At 61.0% G+C, this 16251-nt stretch carries 14 protein-coding genes; 9 read left to right on the top strand and 5 right to left on the bottom strand.

The genetic code is table 11. From position 1 onward, the window contains the following. Positions 1-10: 10 nt before the first annotated feature. From VSX77_RS01025 to VSX77_RS01005, 5 genes are all read left to right on the top strand, one after another. A complete protein-coding gene (locus tag VSX77_RS01025) occupies positions 11-664 on the top strand; it encodes a PIG-L deacetylase family protein (protein WP_338425822.1) in 654 nt (217 codons plus the stop codon). Next, a complete protein-coding gene (locus VSX77_RS01020) occupies positions 664-1656 on the top strand; it encodes an ATP-grasp domain-containing protein (RefSeq protein ID WP_338425821.1) in 993 nt (330 codons plus the stop codon). The genes VSX77_RS01025 and VSX77_RS01020 overlap by 1 nt, the downstream gene beginning before the upstream one ends. Positions 1657-1659: 3 nt before the next feature. Then, complete coding sequence (locus tag VSX77_RS01015; protein WP_338425820.1) at positions 1660-2373, top strand: HAD family hydrolase; 714 nt, start codon at positions 1660-1662, stop codon at positions 2371-2373. 4 nt (positions 2374-2377) lie between these two features. Then, on the top strand, positions 2378-3475 hold the full coding sequence (locus VSX77_RS01010) for a glycosyltransferase family 4 protein (RefSeq protein ID WP_338425819.1): 1098 nt from the start codon (positions 2378-2380) through the stop codon (positions 3473-3475). A 122-nt stretch (positions 3476-3597) separates the two neighbouring features. Further along, on the top strand, positions 3598-4407 hold the full coding sequence (locus VSX77_RS01005; protein WP_338425818.1) for a response regulator transcription factor: 810 nt from the start codon (positions 3598-3600) through the stop codon (positions 4405-4407). On the opposite strand, the gene VSX77_RS01000 is transcribed toward VSX77_RS01005, so the two are convergent. Then, entirely contained in the window at positions 4298-5671 is a 1374-nt protein-coding gene (locus tag VSX77_RS01000; RefSeq protein ID WP_338425817.1) for a lipopolysaccharide biosynthesis protein, read from the bottom strand. The two genes, VSX77_RS01005 and VSX77_RS01000, sit on opposite strands and share 110 nt — an antisense overlap. 311 nt (positions 5672-5982) lie before the next feature. Here VSX77_RS01000 and VSX77_RS00995 point away from each other — a divergent pair, with 311 nt between their 5' ends. The 3 genes from VSX77_RS00995 (at position 5983) to VSX77_RS00985 (ending at position 10353) form a co-directional block, all read left to right on the top strand. Then, positions 5983-8298, top strand: a complete 2316-nt coding sequence (locus VSX77_RS00995) for a GumC family protein (RefSeq protein WP_338425816.1) — start codon at positions 5983-5985, stop codon at positions 8296-8298. Positions 8299-8549: 251 nt separating this feature from the next. Next, entirely contained in the window at positions 8550-8750 is a 201-nt protein-coding gene (locus VSX77_RS00990; RefSeq protein ID WP_338425815.1) for a hypothetical protein, read from the top strand. A 73-nt stretch (positions 8751-8823) separates the two neighbouring features. Then, positions 8824-10353 carry a hypothetical protein gene (locus tag VSX77_RS00985; RefSeq protein ID WP_338425814.1) on the top strand — a complete coding sequence of 510 codons (1530 nt, stop codon included), beginning with the start codon at positions 8824-8826 and terminating at the stop codon, positions 10351-10353. Between the two features lie 269 nt (positions 10354-10622). Here VSX77_RS00985 and VSX77_RS00980 read toward each other — a convergent pair whose 3' ends face one another. Continuing rightward, positions 10623-11624 carry an NAD-dependent epimerase/dehydratase family protein gene (locus VSX77_RS00980; protein ID WP_338425813.1) on the bottom strand — a complete coding sequence of 334 codons (1002 nt, stop codon included), beginning with the start codon at positions 11622-11624 and terminating at the stop codon, positions 10623-10625. 306 nt (positions 11625-11930) lie between these two features. Between VSX77_RS00980 and VSX77_RS00975 the strand changes: the two genes are divergently transcribed. Further along, the gene (locus tag VSX77_RS00975) at positions 11931-12986 is read left to right on the top strand and encodes a hypothetical protein (protein WP_338425812.1); all 1056 of its coding nucleotides are present in this window, start codon (positions 11931-11933) and stop codon (positions 12984-12986) included. A 30-nt stretch (positions 12987-13016) separates the two neighbouring features. On the opposite strand, the gene VSX77_RS00970 is transcribed toward VSX77_RS00975, so the two are convergent. The 3 genes from VSX77_RS00970 to VSX77_RS00960 form a co-directional block, all read right to left on the bottom strand. Continuing rightward, positions 13017-13760: a class I SAM-dependent methyltransferase gene (locus VSX77_RS00970; protein WP_338425811.1), complete on the bottom strand. Its 744-nt coding sequence runs from the start codon at positions 13758-13760 to the stop codon at positions 13017-13019. 117 nt (positions 13761-13877) lie between these two features. After that, on the bottom strand, positions 13878-15236 hold the full coding sequence (locus VSX77_RS00965; RefSeq protein ID WP_338425810.1) for an MFS transporter: 1359 nt from the start codon (positions 15234-15236) through the stop codon (positions 13878-13880). Between the two features lie 85 nt (positions 15237-15321). Next, positions 15322-16215 carry a LysR family transcriptional regulator gene (locus tag VSX77_RS00960; RefSeq protein ID WP_338427182.1) on the bottom strand — a complete coding sequence of 298 codons (894 nt, stop codon included), beginning with the start codon at positions 16213-16215 and terminating at the stop codon, positions 15322-15324. Between the last annotated feature and the right edge of the window lie 36 nt (positions 16216-16251).

The following is a 16251-nucleotide window of genomic DNA, read 5'->3' as shown; positions in this document are numbered from 1 at the left end:
AACGACATTGGTGCTGGCGCCGCACCCCGATGACGAGGTGCTCGGGTGCGGCGGGGTGATTGCGCGTCTGACGGCCAGCGGCAAACCGGTCGATGTGGCGATCGTGACGCGGGGAATGCCGCCCGCCTACCCACCCGAACAGGTGGAGCAGGTCGTGGCGGAAGCCAAGGCATCGCATGCCCTGTTGGGTGTCCGGAACAGTCATTTCCTCGATCTGCCCGCCGCTGCGCTCGATCGGGTACCGCAGGCGGAACTCAATGCGGCGGTTCGCAAGGTCATGCTCGACGTTCAACCGGACACGATATTTGTGCCATTTGTCGGCGATATCCATGTCGACCATCAGCTCGTATTCGCGGCCGCGATGGTCGCTTCGCGGCCGACGGGCGGGTTTCGCCCGTGCCGCATCCTGGCGTATGAGACCGTTTCAGAAACCAATTGGGACGCGCCATACCTCAGCCCCTCCTTCGTCCCGAATATCTTCATTTCCATCGACGGGTATCTGGAAAAAAAGATCGCAGCTTTCGAAAGGGTGGCCTCGCAGGTCAAGGAATTTCCGAATGAGCGGTCGGTGCGTGCGCTGACGGCGCTCGCCGAACTGCGGGGAGCCTGCGTCCATGTGCCGGCGGCCGAAGCCTTTGTGCTGGTGCGCGAGATCGACGGCTGATGGCAAACGGAGGAGAAGTCGAGCGCCGCGGCAAGCTGACGATGATGATCAGCTCCGCCGGGCGGCGCGGCGAGTTGTTGCAGTGCTTTCGGGCATCCGCCGCCGAACTCGGTATTTCGCTGACCATTCTTGCGTGCGACCTTGAGCCCGAGTGGAGCGCGGCGTGCCAGTTGGCCAATCGTTCCTTTGCTGTTCCGCGCGCCGACAGCGCAGACTATGTCCCCGCGCTGCTGTCGCTATGCTCGGCCCACGGCGTCGATCTGTTGGTTCCCACGATCGACACCGAACTGCTGGCGCTGAGCGAGAGCCTCGATCGTTTTCGCGCGGAGGGCATTTGGGTCAGCGTGGGGGAGCCTTCATTCGTGCGGATGGCGCGCGACAAGATGGCAACGGCACAAGCACTCGGCGCCATTAACATCGCGACACCTGCAACATTTCCGCTCGCGGTCGTCCGGAACGATCCCGCCCGTCATTCATGGCCGATGATCGTAAAACCAAACCATGGCAGCGCGAGCCGATTGATCTCGATTGCGACTTCGGCAGACGACCTCCCGGCCGCCGAGTCCGAGCCCTTGATCGTTCAGCAATTGCTGTCGGGCCCCGAATATACGATCAACATGTTCTTCGACCGGAACGGCAAGGTCCGGACCGTGATACCGCATCGCCGGGTGAGAACGCGGGCGGGCGAGGTGGAAAAAGGCGTTACCGAACGACATCGCGAGCTTTGCCGTATCGGCTGGGAATTGGGCAGCTCGCTGGAAGGGGTAAGAGGCGTCATCTGTTTTCAGGCGATCGTTACCGATGACGGGCCCTTCGTTTTTGAGATTAACGCCCGATTTGGCGGTGGCTATCCTCTTGCGCACGCTGCCGGTGCCCCTTTCGCGCGCTGGCTGCTCGAGGAAACAGCTGGACTCGAGTCGACTACAAGTGACGATTGGCGCGAAGATATTCGGATGCTTCGCTATGATGCGGCCGTTTTCAGCCAAACATGAACCATGGATAATGCGGGCCACCCCTTCGTCCTAGTCTGTGACCTCGACGATACGCTCTATCTGGAGCGCGACTATGTCGCGAGCGGGTTCGAAGCCGTGGGTGGCTGGGCCGAAAAACAATTGTCGCTGCCAGACTTCGGACGTGTCGCATGGCAATTGTTTCAGACGGGCCACAGGGAACGGATTTTTGACGTTGCGCTACAGCAATTGGGCGTGACCGGGGACAGCGACCTGATCCAACAAATGGTCTCGGTCTACCGCGGCCACAAACCGGCGATTGCAATCCGCGACGATGTGCAGGAGTTCCTGCATGGTGCCCATGGGCTAGGCGGATTGGCGCTCGTAACCGACGGTTTTCGCGAAGCGCAGGAAAATAAGATCGCAGCCTTGCGGCTTGGCGAATTGGGATTTTACCCGATCGTCGTGACCGACGTGTGGGGGCGCGATTATTGGAAGCCGCACCCGCGCGCCTTCCGCTTGATCGCCGACGCCTTCGAGGGCAAACCCCGCCGCTTCGTCTATATTGCTGACAATGCCGCCAAGGATTTTCTGGCACCCAACCAACTGGGCTGGACTACCGTTCAGATCTCAAGAAAGGGCGGGCTGCATAACAGCGGGCCGCCAACCCCTGATCACGCTCCGGCCATGCGGATCGCCAGTTTCGACCAATTGTCCGATGCACTGGGCATCGCGCAAGGTCACATGCGCGAAAGCTGACCCCATGAAAATAATGTTCGTGCTTGCCGGGCTGGGGGCAGGGGGTGCGGAACGGGTGCTGTCGCTCCTTTCAGGAGAAATGATCCATCGCGGGCATGACATATCGGTGGTCAGCTTCGACGCGCCGGGCGACCCGGTCTTTCATTCGCTTGATCCGCAGGTCGATATTGTCCGACTGGCAATTCCCGCGGGCGGAGGATCGCCTTTGCGCGGCGCCGCGGCCATTTGCCGCCGAACGGCTGCGTTGCGCGGCCTTTTCAAACGGCGCCAACCCGATGTTGTCATATCGTTCCTGACTAAGATCAATGTGCTCTCGATCGTCGCATCGACCCGCCTGGGCATTCCAGTGGTAATTTCCGAACGCAATAATCCGGTCGCTCAGCGCGCCCACCCATTGTGGGCAATGGCGTGGAAGCTTGCCGCCCGCCGCGCCGCGGGTATCGTATTGCAAACGCAAGCGATCAAAGAACTTTACCCTGCTGCTATCCGGTCGCGCGCCGTGGTCATTCCCAACCCCGTGGTTCCCGTCGTGGTGAAGCCTGAGCCGCACGACGGCCTGGTTCTGACCGCGGTTGGCAGGTTGGATTGGCAAAAGGGTTTTGACATGCTGATCAAGGCCTTTGCCATACTGGCCAAGGGCTTCCCCGAATGGAAGCTGGTCATTTGGGGGGAGGGCAAAGAAAAGGCCGAGCTTCAATCGCTGGCAGATCGGACAGGATGTGCCAATCAAATTGAACTTGCAGGCAAAAGCCACGGTCCAGCTGACTGGATAAAAAAGGCAGATCTGTTCGTCCTTTCATCGCGCTACGAGGGTTTCCCGAACGTGCTACTCGAAGCGATGGCCGCCGCCATTCCGGCTGTATCCTTCCGGTGCCAATTCGGGCCTGAGGAAATCATTAATGACGGAGCCAATGGCTTGCTCGTGGAAGCTGAAAACATCGAAAGCCTATCGCAGGCTTTAAGAAAAATGATGGAGAATAAGGGTCTTAGGGATAAATTCAGCTCGGCGGGGCCTTCGAGTGTGGCGCATTACGGGGTGGGCGAAATTGTCTCTAAATGGGAAGCTTTTGTCAAAAAAGAGATTTACACCAAGGGAAAATAGTGATTAGTTTATATACAGCTTTTATGCCGTGCCGTCCTTGGAGGGGGGAAGGCGCTGCTTAAAGCGAATTACGTGTGGTCGCACGGGTCAATTAAAGAAGCCATAGCCTGAGCAGGCTCAAGTTGAAAAATTCGCTTTTTCAACAACCGCTTGGCGCGCTTCAGAAGTTGTTGATTGGGTGGGCCATAATGCGTGTAGATTTCAGAGTTTCGATCCTTGGGCGTAACGAAATCGCCCGAGAAGGTCTTCGTCGAATACTGTCCGACGACGGCGTCGAAGTTTGTTGCGTATCCGAATTTAAGGGCGGTCTGCCGTTCGAAACGGAATCGCGAAACGATGACAAATCCCACATCATATTGTGTCTGATCGCGGGCGAGGACGAAACGATATCGACGATCCGGGATCTCCGGCAATCGCTGCCTAACGCTCGCATCGTGGTGATGGTCGATCATTTCACGCTCGACAATGTCGCGGCCGCCTTCGGAGAAGGTGTCGACGGTTATATCGTGAGCGGCATCGGATGCGAATCTTTGATCGGCGTGTTGCAATTGACTGCGGTGGGTGAAAAAGTTTTTCCGTCGCAAATGGCACCGATGCTGACTGCGTCGGTCTGGAAACTTCTCGCCAGCAATTGGAAATTCAACAACGATATCAACCTCTCGGCCCGAGAGATCGAGATTCTGCGTTGCTTGATGAACGGCGATTGCAACAAGGTGATCGCCCGCCGTCTGGAAATTTCAGAGGCGACCGTGAAAGTTCATGTGAAGGCAGTGCTTCGAAAGATGCGCGTTACGAACCGGACCCAGGCCGCGATCTGGGCAATCACCCGGGGCCTTGGTCAACGGGACCGTCGGGCGCCGGCGCAATCCGAGTTCGATTATCGGCGCGCAGCCCACGTGAGTACAAGACCGCAATTGCCGGCAGCGTTATAGCGTTCGCGACAAGATGAGCGATGCTCGCACCGACTATCCCTAGGTTCGGGATAGTGATGGCCAACGTCGCATAAAATGCGGCCGCAGACGCTGCAACGATCCCGAGAACCTTCATCTGCAGGCCCATATTCGCCAGTGCGGGTCTCAGCGCGCTCCCGCATAGCAGGATCAGAGTTGCGATCGAGTGGACGATCAGCGGAAGGGTCGCGCCCAGATATTGCGGTCCCGCTATCAGCAAGATGAGCGGCTTGGCAAAAACGACGAGCCCGAGCGAGCAGGCCACCGCCCCGGCCAGCGTCATGACTTCGATCTGCATGACAAGTTTCTTGAACTTTTCGACCTCGCCCCTGGCCCATAAACGGGCGAGGTGCGGAAAGGACACCTGTTGCAAGGTACCACCGGCTTTGGTGAGCGCGTAACCCAGCTTTCGCGCAATCTGGTAAATCCCGGCCGGAGCGGGCCCCATAAACGCGCCAACCGCCAGAACGTCGACCTCCTGCGTGCTTTTACGCAACAGGATTGTGGCGTTCGAGGAGAGGATCATGGGCCATATGCCGGGGTTCTCCCGTGCCACCGATCGCAAGGGCTGGCGAAGGAAGCCGGTGAAATCGTTAGCGCGCAGCGTGCGGTAGGAAATCATCGCCAGCACAAGGCGTTGGCCGACCTGAACGACGATAAGGATCAGCAGATATGTCATGAGCGGCGCGTCCATCGCCGCGGCGGCGGCGATAAAGATCAGGCGGAAAACGGCGGCGACCGGATCGAGCCAGGCGATGGTCGCGAACTTGTCGAAGATCCGCAGGATACCGAGCGGGGTCGAACCGACGCCGAAGACCAGCGCGATGGAATAGAGGCGCGCCATCATCACCGCTTCGTCTGTCCAGCCGAAAAGCTGGCCAGCGAGGCCGGCAAAGCCGATGCAGATGACGGCTGCGACGAGCGATCCGCCGAAGTCGAGCACGGTTCCGAACTTGACGAGCCGCAGGAAGCGCGGCGTGTCGCCGCCCTCCAGCGCAATTGCACCGTAGCGGATGAACGATTGCCAGCTTTCGAGCTTTATGAGCTGGTTGATGAGTTTGCCGTAGGATTCGATGAGCACGATGAGCCCGAGACCCGTCGGACCCAGGGCGCGCGCGAGAATCCCCATCGTGACCACGCCGATCAGCAACGCGGCGGCGTTCCCAGAGACCAGCTGGCTGACATTTTTAAGAACTTTGGGGAGAAACTGGTCGCCGGCGATCCGCTTCAGTTGGCGATCGATCATACCCCTGGATCGTGAAATAACGATGGAAAGCACCCCTGAAATTGGCTTTGGCCGCGTCGGAGCGACGCCCAAAATGGCGACCATAAGCTATTCGAAACGCGGCCAGACCGCCTCTGCTACTATGTTCGATGCGTTATACCTCTAAAGTGGTAATACCATGCATCCACGCGATACAGCAGATTGATCAGCGCGGCGTCCCCCGAACTGATGTAGGATCGACACCGGGTCGCGTTCCCGTGCCCTTGCAGCCGTTGCAGGAGGATTGGGACTGAAAGGGCCGATTTAGATTTCCGGCACCTATAGGGGACGTCATGAGTGCAGTCGTAAAGGGTTTTTCCGACGGGTCGCTGCCGGTGCCGGTATCGCCGCGCGCTGACTATGCCGAGCACAGCTCGCCTGCCGGCCTTCTGTGGATCCTGCGTCGCCGGCTCACGCTGATCATGCTGACAATGGCGATCGTCATCGGGGCGACGGCCCTCGTGTTGATGCTGACCACGCCCGTTTATCGCGCCACCGCGGTGATGCAAATCGACCAGACGACCGTGAACACCGAGCAGAGCGAGGCCGCGCCGACGTCCATCCGCGAAATCGAACAGCAGCTGGATTATGAGGTTCGGGTTCAGATCGAAGCGCTCAAATCGCGCTCGGTAGCCGAGCGGGTCGTCGCGGACTTGCAACTTTATAATGTGCCCGAGTTCAATCCGGAAGGATATAAGCCGCTGGCTCCCAAGGCGGTCGCCACTAACGCACCAGCGGATATGGGTGATGGAAGCGATGAACGCGGTGGCCCCGTTGAAAACGTCACCGCCGTGCCGGCGCCCGACCCGATCGCGGCGGTTCCGCCCGCAGTCATCGAAGACACGATCGATGCGTTGCAGAAAAAGGTCAGCGCCGAGCAAGCCGGAGCGACGAGTTTCATCCGCGTAACCGCCGAATCGAACGACCCGGACATGGCAACGAAGATCGCCAATGCGGTCGTCCAGGCCTATGTCGCGACGCGGACCGAAGACCTGGCCGATAACAACCGCCGTCAGATCGAGGATCTTGGCGCGCGGACGGAAGAATTGAGCGAGCGTTTGAAGACGGCCGAATATAAGGTTGCGAGCTTCAAACGGGACAAGGGCATCGATTCCAGTTTCGCTATCGGCGCAGGCGCGGCGCAGATTCAGGGCGCTGCAGCCGAAGTCGCCTCCGCACGCGGCGCGAGCGCCGAAGCAGCCGCCGTTGCCGCGCGGCAAAGGATGGCGGGCTCCGCGACATCGGGCCTGCTCACCAGTCTGCGCAGCCAGGAATCCGAACTGAAAGCCAAGCTGGCCAATCTTTCGACGCAATATGGTGCGCGTCACCCCGAAGTGATGAGCGTGACTGCCGAGCTTCGAATCGTTCAGAACGCCGTGGCCGCCGAGGCAGCGAGGGCCGCCGCTAATGTCCAGTCGACGAGCGACGGTGCAAGCGCGCGCGCGGGGTATATTTCGTCCGAACTTGGCGGACTGCGTGCGAAGGCGCGGAGTCAGGACTTGGCCAGCCCGGAACTCGCGAGCCTCGAACGCGAAGTGGAGACGTCGAAAAGCCTGTATCTGGGGATGCTCGAGCGGGTGAAAGAGTTGCAGATCCGCGGCGCGAATCCGACGCCCGAAGCACTGCCCGTGTCGGAAGCGATCGTTCCGGTCAGCCCCAGCTACCCCAAGCCTTTTCAATCACTGTCGGTCGCTTTCGTCGCTTCGGTCATCCTTGGCATATTCCTGGCCCTGATCGTCGATTCTTTCGACAATCGGGTGCGTAGCGGCGATCAGATCGAACGGCTGACCTCGCTTCCGACATTCACGATGATTCCGCAGCGAGGCACGATTCCTCAGCAGCTGGATGGTCCCGATGGGTCGATGGCGGCGCCCAAGTCGATTTTTGCCGAAGCGTTCCGAGGCGGCTTTCTGGAAATTCTGTCGCGCACGAGCGGTGAAAATTCCCGCATCATCATGATTGCCTCTGCCTTGCCGGGTGAAGGAAAGACGACCGTTTCCCTGGGCATCGCATTTTCGGCGCTGTCGCAGGGGATGAGCGCCATTGCCCTCGATTTCGATTTCCGGCGCAGGGGAATGACCAAGACGCTGGGCCTGCAGGACAGTCCGGCTGGGCTGGACACCTATCTTATGGGCGCGACCTCGCTCGAGGACTCAATCTGTTATCCCGGCAAGGGCGGCGGAATTGCCAGTATGCCGGTTACCGGGGTTCCCGACGACCCGGCCAGCCTGTTCGAGCCCGAAAAGCTGGCAACGCTGTTCGAGGCGTTGCGATCGCGGTTCGACTTTATCGTGATCGATACACCGCCGATCATGGCATTGCGCGATGCGAAGGTGCTCGCCAAATTTTCGGATGCGTCGGTGATGACGGCGCGGTGGGGTTCAAGCACCCCCGACACGGTTCGTTCGGTCACCAAAATATTGGGCGACGTCCTGATCGGCGTAATCATCACGCGGGTCAATTATACGAAACACGCGCGGTTCGGTTATGGCGATGCGGTGCAACATTATTCCAAATATTCGTCCTATTACAACGATAATGACGATCTGCGCCCCAATCGTGTGAGGCGGTGGCTGTCCAAGTTTCGCGACAAATTGTCTGCCGCTTAACTTGGTGCCCCGATCCGGACGCCTGGTGAGGGGCCGCTTCGCTCACCGACCCCGTCGGTCGCAACGATGATGTTTTGCGCGAAATGGCGAATTTTCGACGAACTGCATGGTTCCTGTGTCAAAGTGATTGACGACTTAGTTGTTTGCTTACCTCTTTAAACTACGGTGACCGCGTTCCTTGCAGCCGACCGGGGTGCAGCGACCGGGGGGGCATAGTCGATGATGGTGCGGGCGTCCTTTATAGCTTTGGCGTGTTCCTTGCTCGCTGCCTGCGGCGGCGATTCGGGTTCTGGCGGCACTCCGCCGGTGGTGGTGACACCGACCCCAAGTCCGACGCCCACGCCCACGCCGACGCCAACACCCACGCCGACGCCAACACCCACTCCGACGCCTACTCCGACACCAACACCTACACCCACTGGCGCGGCGGCGGCGTTCGCAAATCCGGATAATGGAAATATTCCCGATCGCGCGAAGCATCCGATCGCTTTCCCGACCGCTATCGGCTTTGGCCGGAATGCCAGCGTGCGAAGCGCAAACGCCGTCGTGTACAAGATCAATTCGCTGGACGACACGGCGGTGGCTGGCGACGGCAAGATCACCTATCGCGAATGTGCCTTGGCCCTGTCGGTCACGTCGCCTTATAATATTCCCGCAGGTCGGCCACGATACTGCCTGTTCGACGTCGCCGGCGCGATCGTCATGCAGTCACCGGCGCCGATCACGATACCCAAAATCTATATCGCCGGGCAGACATCGCCGGGCGGTATCGAGTTCAGGCTGGGGGCAAACTATAACCCCGTCGATTCCCTGATCGATACCAGAGGCGGCGGCGATCACATGATCCTGCGCTATGTGCGGGCGAGGCTTGGCGAACATCCCACCCGGACGTCGAACAACGGCGATTCGATCCGGCTGAACGACACGAGCCACCAGATCGTCGATCATGTGTCGGCGATGTTCGGAACCGACGAGAGCCTGAACCCGAATTGCCGCGACTGTACGATCCAGTGGTCGATTATCGGTCCCAATATGTGCATCGGCGCGGGCCATACCTCGTCGCTCCATTGCAAGACCTTTTTCATTAACCCCGGCAACAACATAACGATCGCGCATAATATTTCGCAGCACGGTCAGTTTCGCGGCATCAACCTGGGGCTGGGGATCAAGCCGCGGGTTGCCGGCACATATGGTCAGGCGGACTTGTTCAACAATGTCGTCTATCACTTCACCGACGAGACGGGGGTGATTTCGAACCAGAACGGCAGTGCCTATGTAAACTATATCGCGAACGTGGCTTTCCGCGGACCCAACGACAAACCGACGAACAATTTTTTCGCGGCCTTTTTCTCGCGCGATACGGTCGACCCCTATGGCTATAATATCTTCATGTTGGACAATGTGACCCAGCGCACGCGCGTGCAGGGTTTCTTTGGCCAGACGGTCAGCGATCCGCAACGAGCCGCAGCGGGCTTTCCCACGGCAGCCGACGAGACCAATACCTGCGGCGTAAACGCGCTGGGCGTCGCCGATTGTTCGGTGACGGGTTTTGGCGTCATCCAGTCGCTTGTCTATGCGATGGTGGTCGGCATTACGTCGCGGCAGTATGAAGCTTGGCACATCACCGGTCCGGAGCAGGCGATGCGCGACGCACTGGCGTTTGCGGGGGCCGATCTGTGCCGCGACGGGCTGTGCCGCGACAATGTCGATCAGATGTATATCGACGATATACGTTCCTGCGACAGCGCGCCCTATCTGTTCGAAAACGGCTTTCCCTCGGTCGTGTCTGATGCCGGAGGTTATGCCAATATTGTTGCGACGGGCGGCGCGTTAGCCGACGGCGACAATGACGGAATGCCCGACAGCTGGGAAAGCCAGTTCACCAACACCAATCCGAATGTGTGGGACGCCAACAATGACGCCGATGGCGACGGTTATCCCAACATCGAAGAATATCTGAATTTTGTGGCCCGCGATTATGAACGTTACGCGGGTTTTATCGGATCTGGAACGGGCCGCGTGCCGGCTTACAATTGTGGCCGCCCGATGTTCTGATTATTCCAAATCGCCAAGGCAAGATCGACCGCATAGCAAGCCTTATTTCGGCGCGCCCTAGTCCGCGATGCTTGATGCTGGGGGGCCCCAAGCCTTACGTCCGAATACGTCGCGGTAGGTGCTGAAGAAGCAGCCCGATGGGGGTCACCAACGGCGCGCCGCAGCATCGGAATGATGGACCAAGGTCGCCAAAGATCAAACAGCTATAAAGGGTATGCGCCTGCTGGTTATGTCATAGCCGAAAGGATTATCGGGCTATCAGCGAATGCCTATCGCGTCATCCAGACGTCGCGATACCAGGCCACGAAAGCCGGTATTCCGACCGTCATCGGGGTTGTCGGTGCGAAGCCGAGATCGCGGCTGATGTCGTCGATGTCCGCATATGTTTGATAGACGTCGCCATCCTGCATCGGCAGCAGGTTGATCTCGGCCTTGCGACCGCACGCCGTTTCGATCGCGGCGATCAGGTCGGTCAGCTGTTCCGGGCGGTTGTTGCCGATATTGTACAGGCGGTGGGGCGTCGAAAACCCGCCCGGCTTTTCGCGGCCATCGTCGGCCGGCGGGCTGTCCAGCGTCAGGACGACGCCATTCACAATGTCGTCGATAAAAGTGAAATCGCGAAGCATGTCGCCGTGGTTGTACACGTCGATTGGCCGCCCCTGCAGCACCGCATCGGTGAACTTCCACACCGCCATGTCCGGCCGCCCCCACGGGCCGTAAACGGTGAAGAAGCGCAGGCCGGTCTGCGGTATGCGGAACAGATGGGCGTAGGTTTCGCTCAAAAGCTCGTCGGCCCGCTTCGTTGCCGCATAGAGCGAGATCGGCGCGTCGGCCCGGTCGGCGACGCGAAAGGGGGTGTCGGCGCGCATCCCGTAAACCGATGAGGATGACGCGTAGACAAGGTGCGCGATCGATCGGTGGCGCGCGAATTCGAGGATGTTCACATGCCCCGAAATGTTCGAGTGGATATAGGCCGCCGGATTTTCGAGTGAATAGCGCACGCCCGCTTGGGCCCCGAGATGAACGATCCGGTCGATACTCTGGTCGGCAAGCGCGCGCGTCAGAGCGTCGGCGTCGCCGAAATCGACATCCATGAATGTGAACAGTTCGCCGTGGCTTTCGGCGAGGCGTGCGATGCGCGCGCGCTTGAGCTCGATCGAATAATAGGGTGTGAAATTGTCGATCCCGACCACCCGCTCGCCGCGCGCGAGCAAGGCGTTGGCAACGCTCATTCCGATGAAGCCGGCCGCGCCGGTGATGAGTATCGTCAAGCTTCTTTCCCCTCGTGATTGATCGCCTTCGGCGCTCATAGCAATCTGCCGGGAAAATCCAGCGGCAACAACGGGGTTGCACTTAATATCCATGTTTCATGCGCGCCGGTTGTCCGGCGCCCCTTATCAGCGGTGGCGGCCACCGCGACTGGTTGGGGGGCATGCTCCTGCCTTTGCGGCTTTTCGAACTCTACCCTTGTCTTGTGCAATTCCGGACGGAAACCGGAGTTAGTACGCCAAAGTTTCGGGACATTCGTCCACTATCTGATAGGCCACTGCGATCTTCAACAGCGGAGGATCCTTGGCATGGCGGAAGGCGAGGTTGCAAAGCAACCACCCGGTGATCGGAATGAAGCGGGCGTCACCTTGCTCGTGATCGGCGGATATGGTGCGGTGGGGTCGCGCCTTTGCGCCTGTCTGGCCGACGTCGGATTCACGGTGATTCCCGCGGGGCGGCGTCCGGCCGCCGCCATGGCTGTGGCGGCGCGGTGCGGGACGGCCGCGCGCGCGATCGACCTTGGCGTCGCGGCAAGTTGGGACATGGCGTGCGAAGGCGTCGATTGTGTCATCGTCTGCATGGATCAGGAGGATACGGCCTTTGTTCGTTATATCTTCGATCACGGGATAACCTATATCGACATCACCGCGAGCGATGAATTTTTCCGGGAGATCGAGGCGCTTGCGCCCAACCGATCGGCCGCGCTGCTGTCGGTCGGGCTTGCGCCCGGGCTGACGAATATCCTTGCCGCGGCGTGCGCTGCGCAGCTCGACCGCGTCGACCGGATCGATATCGGATTGCTCGCCGGCCTTGGCGACCATCACGGGCGCGCCGGACTCGAATGGATCGCGGACCGTATTTTTGACCCGGCGCGCAACCGGCGGGGGGTGCCGCTGGCGTTCGGTTTCGGGCAAGGGCGTCGAAACGCCTTTGAGGTCAATTTTTCCGACCAGCACAGCCTGCGGCGCACATTGGGCATCGATCAAGTCACGACCCGCCTGGCCTTTGAATCCAGATTGGCGACCCGGCTGCTGTTCGGTTTTGCAAGCCTGTTTGCAGGCTCCGCGCGCGCACGCTCGGCCTTGCTGTATGCAGTGGGCGCGCTGCGCTTCGGCCGCAAGACCTGCAATCTCAGTGTCCATGCAGCGGGGCAGCGGGCGGGGCAACCTGCCGTCGCCAGCGCGCATTTTGCGGGCGAGGTCGAGAGCGAGTTGACTGCGCAGCTGGCGGCGATCCAGATCGCCACCTTTCTGCAGGCGAGCCCGGCGCCCGGCGTCCGGCATAGCCATCAGCTTGTCCGTCCAGACGACGTCTTCGCTGCGATACGCCAGCGGCGCGTCGGCGCGCTGACGGCGACGTTTTGAGGCGGACCGTTGCCGGCACACGCGGCCTGCTCAGGTCCGCAGCGCCACGAACTGAATGGCGCCGTCGTCGCTGATCCCCTTTGCCCAGGCTGCTTCCAGAATGTCCGCGATCTCCGGTTCGAAATCGGCGCGATCGTCGGCCAGTCGGGCAAGGTGCGCCGCCGCGTCGGCTTCGACATCGGCGCAGGGCATGTGGTGGAGGATCAATCGGTGGGTCGCTTCGATCGAAAAGCCACCGTTTTCCAGAAAGGGCCCGCAAAGGTCGCCGAGCGAGGGGCAGGGATTGTGAACCAGGCCGAGCCGGACGTCGATCTTCTTGCACCACAGGTCGAAATCGCGCGCGACGACCTGCGACGCGATCGAGAGGTCGTACCACGGATCGAGGATGACGACCGCCTTGGCCGCCACGCGCGCCGCTTCGGCAAGCGCCGTGCCGAGATCGGCGACATGATGCGCGCTATATTCCATCACGACGACATCGATCGAACGATCGGGAAAGGGCAACGCCTCGGCCCGCCCTGTAACCGCTTCGATCCCGTGTTCGGCGAGGCGCGCGTGGAAAGCATCGTCTACATCGAGTCCGATGCAGCGCTCACACCCCGCCTCCGTCATATGCGCCAGAAGCGTGCCTTCGCCGCATCCGACATCAACGAGCGAGCGTGGCGCGAGATCCCGCAGCCGCGCGCGCAATTCGGATTTGTAGAAACCGTGCGGCCTCGTCCGGACGGGGGAGGGGGCGGACATGTCGGGGCGCACGGCGCCAAGTGGCTGCATATCGTTTCTCCTTATTGCATAATCGTTGCGACGCGCCGGCGAGCCATCGACGCGACGCCAACCGCCGTTCTGGGCTCCGTGTCGTGCCGGCCATTCGCGCGCCGCGCGCTCGCACGTCTAAAAAGTCTGATCTTCCTTCGATGCGAGGTAGTGGGCAAGCGGCCGCCGCGCGCCGAGCAACAGGCTGATTCCGGCGATGGTCGCGGCGATCGAAAGCGCCGATAATGACGGGGCGAGGCCGCCGAGCCGGGGCGCGAACAACGCCACCGACGGCGGTCCTAAAACGCCCCCCAGCAACGTCATCGCCATCAGGAGGATCGCGACCAACGTGCCTTTGTGCGCTTGCGGCGCGATGACCTGCAGCGCCACGAGCAATCCTGTCGAGGCCCCGAACAATCCGAACGAAGCGAGCGCATAACAAAGCGTGTAGAGCCCCGCCGTCGGCATCAGCGGGCCGAGCGCCGCGGCGGCGCCGCCGACGGTCGCAGCGGCGATGGCGACGATCGCGATCGCGTCCCGGCGGCCGCGCGCCTGCCACATCGCAGCAAGCGCAGGGGCGATCAGCGTGCCGAGCACCGCGCCGACGAGGCCCGCCATCCCGAAAATCGCCCCCGCCTGCTGAATGGGCAGCCCATAGCTGCGCCGCGCAATCTCTGGTCCCCAAGCCGCATAGCCATAGGTGACCGCTTGCAATATCCCGGCGCCGCAAAACAGCGTCGCATACATCAGGCGATGCTGGGCGAGGTGGTCGATGACATTTGCTCGCGCATGGGGGTTCGCTGGCACCGCCGTGCGGTCCGGTTCACGGGCGATTGCCGCGAACAGCAGCCCGCCGAGAACCGCGGGCACGCCGACGACGAAGAAGACCGCGCGCCAGGTCTCCAACTCGCCGAACGCCGCGAGTGCGCCGCGTTCGACGAGGTCGATCGCGAGTGCGCCAACCAGATATGCCCCCGCTGCGCCTGCGATGCCGACGGCGCTGTAAAAGCTCGCCGCGCGAACGCGGCGCACCGGAGAGAACATGTCGCCGATCAGCGAATAAGCGGCGGGCGTCAGCGCGGCCTCGCCGATCGCGAGACCGATCCGCAGCACGACCAGAAGCCAGAATGCATGGGCGAGACCCGACGCGATCGTGCACAGGGCCCACAGAAGCACTCCGACGACGACAAGTCGACGGCGGTTGCCCCGGTCGGCGATGAGCGCGCACGGCAGGCCGAGCGCGGCGTAGAAAATCGCGAAGGCCGGGCCGAAGAGCAGCCCGATTTCGACTTCGGAAACGGCAAATTCGGCCATCAGCGGCGATACCACCAGCGCAAGGATCGCACGGTCGACGAACGACATGAAATAGAGGAAACTGAGGATCGCAACGACGCCCCATGCGTGCCGCGTTCCGCCGCTTCCCATCGCTTCGGCCTTGGTCATCGTCATCGCCGCGCCGTTCTCCGTTCCGTCGTCCCACCGGTGCAGCGGGTCCATCGACCCGACCCTATGACGCGTTTCGGTCCGTCAGGGGAATATCGAAGCCATATGGGAGCAATCGCGAAACAGCATAGCTCGCCGACTATGCGCCATCGTCGGCAGCGGACACGATTTCGTGCAGCATTTGCCCGATCGTCCGCTCGGCGGCCGAAGGCGCATGATCGCGCGAATGCGCGACGACCCATTCGTAGCGAATGCCCGGGATCGGCCGGACGTCGAGATCGCCGGCCTCGACATGCTTCGACACCATTCCGCGCGGAAGAATCGAGTAATAACGGCCCGTCAGCAAGATTTCGAGCAGCAGCGCGCTATCGCTGATTTCGGGAATGCGCGCGAAATTGAACGCGGTGCGCGAACCCGTGCGGCGCAGAAGTTGTCGCAACTGCTCGCGCGTCGAAACTGCAAGCGGAAGCTCGGCAATATCGTCGATCGCGACGGACGTGCCCGCAGGCAGCGGCAGGGGAGGGCGGCCCACCAGGACGATGTCGTCGAACATGAGCGTCTGGGTGACCAGCACCGTTTCGGGCTCGAGCAGGCCATAAACGGCAAGATCGATCTTTCCCGCAAGCAGCCATTCGCGCAATTCCTGGCTAAGACCGGTCACGAAGGTGATTTCGACGTCCGGATAAAGCTCGTTGAATTTCTGGACCAGCGGGATCGCCAGCGTTTCGCGCATGATCGCCGGGATGCCGAACGATACCTTGCCGTGCGGCGTCTCGGCGAGGGCAAGCAGCTCGCTTTTGATTTCCTGAAACTGGCGCAGCAGCCCCGTTGCGCGATCGACCATCAGTTCGCCCGCGGGCGTCAGGCGGACGCCCCGCGCCGTTCGTTCGAAAAGCGCGACGCCCAGTTCGGCTTCGAGATGTCCCATTTGCCGGCTGAGCGCGGACTGAGCAACGTGCAGCATCTCCGACGCTCGCGTAAATCCACCGCACTCCGCGATCTGAACAAAATATCTTAGCTGCCGAAGATCCATGCGCCGCCGTTCCGACTTGCCCTTGAACAGCCCCGA

Source organism: Sphingopyxis sp. TUF1, assembly GCF_036687315.1.
Taxonomy (GTDB): domain Bacteria; phylum Pseudomonadota; class Alphaproteobacteria; order Sphingomonadales; family Sphingomonadaceae; genus Sphingopyxis; species Sphingopyxis kveilinensis.
Note: the sequence above shows the minus strand (reverse complement) of the source record. Positions and strands in the feature narration are given on the sequence as shown.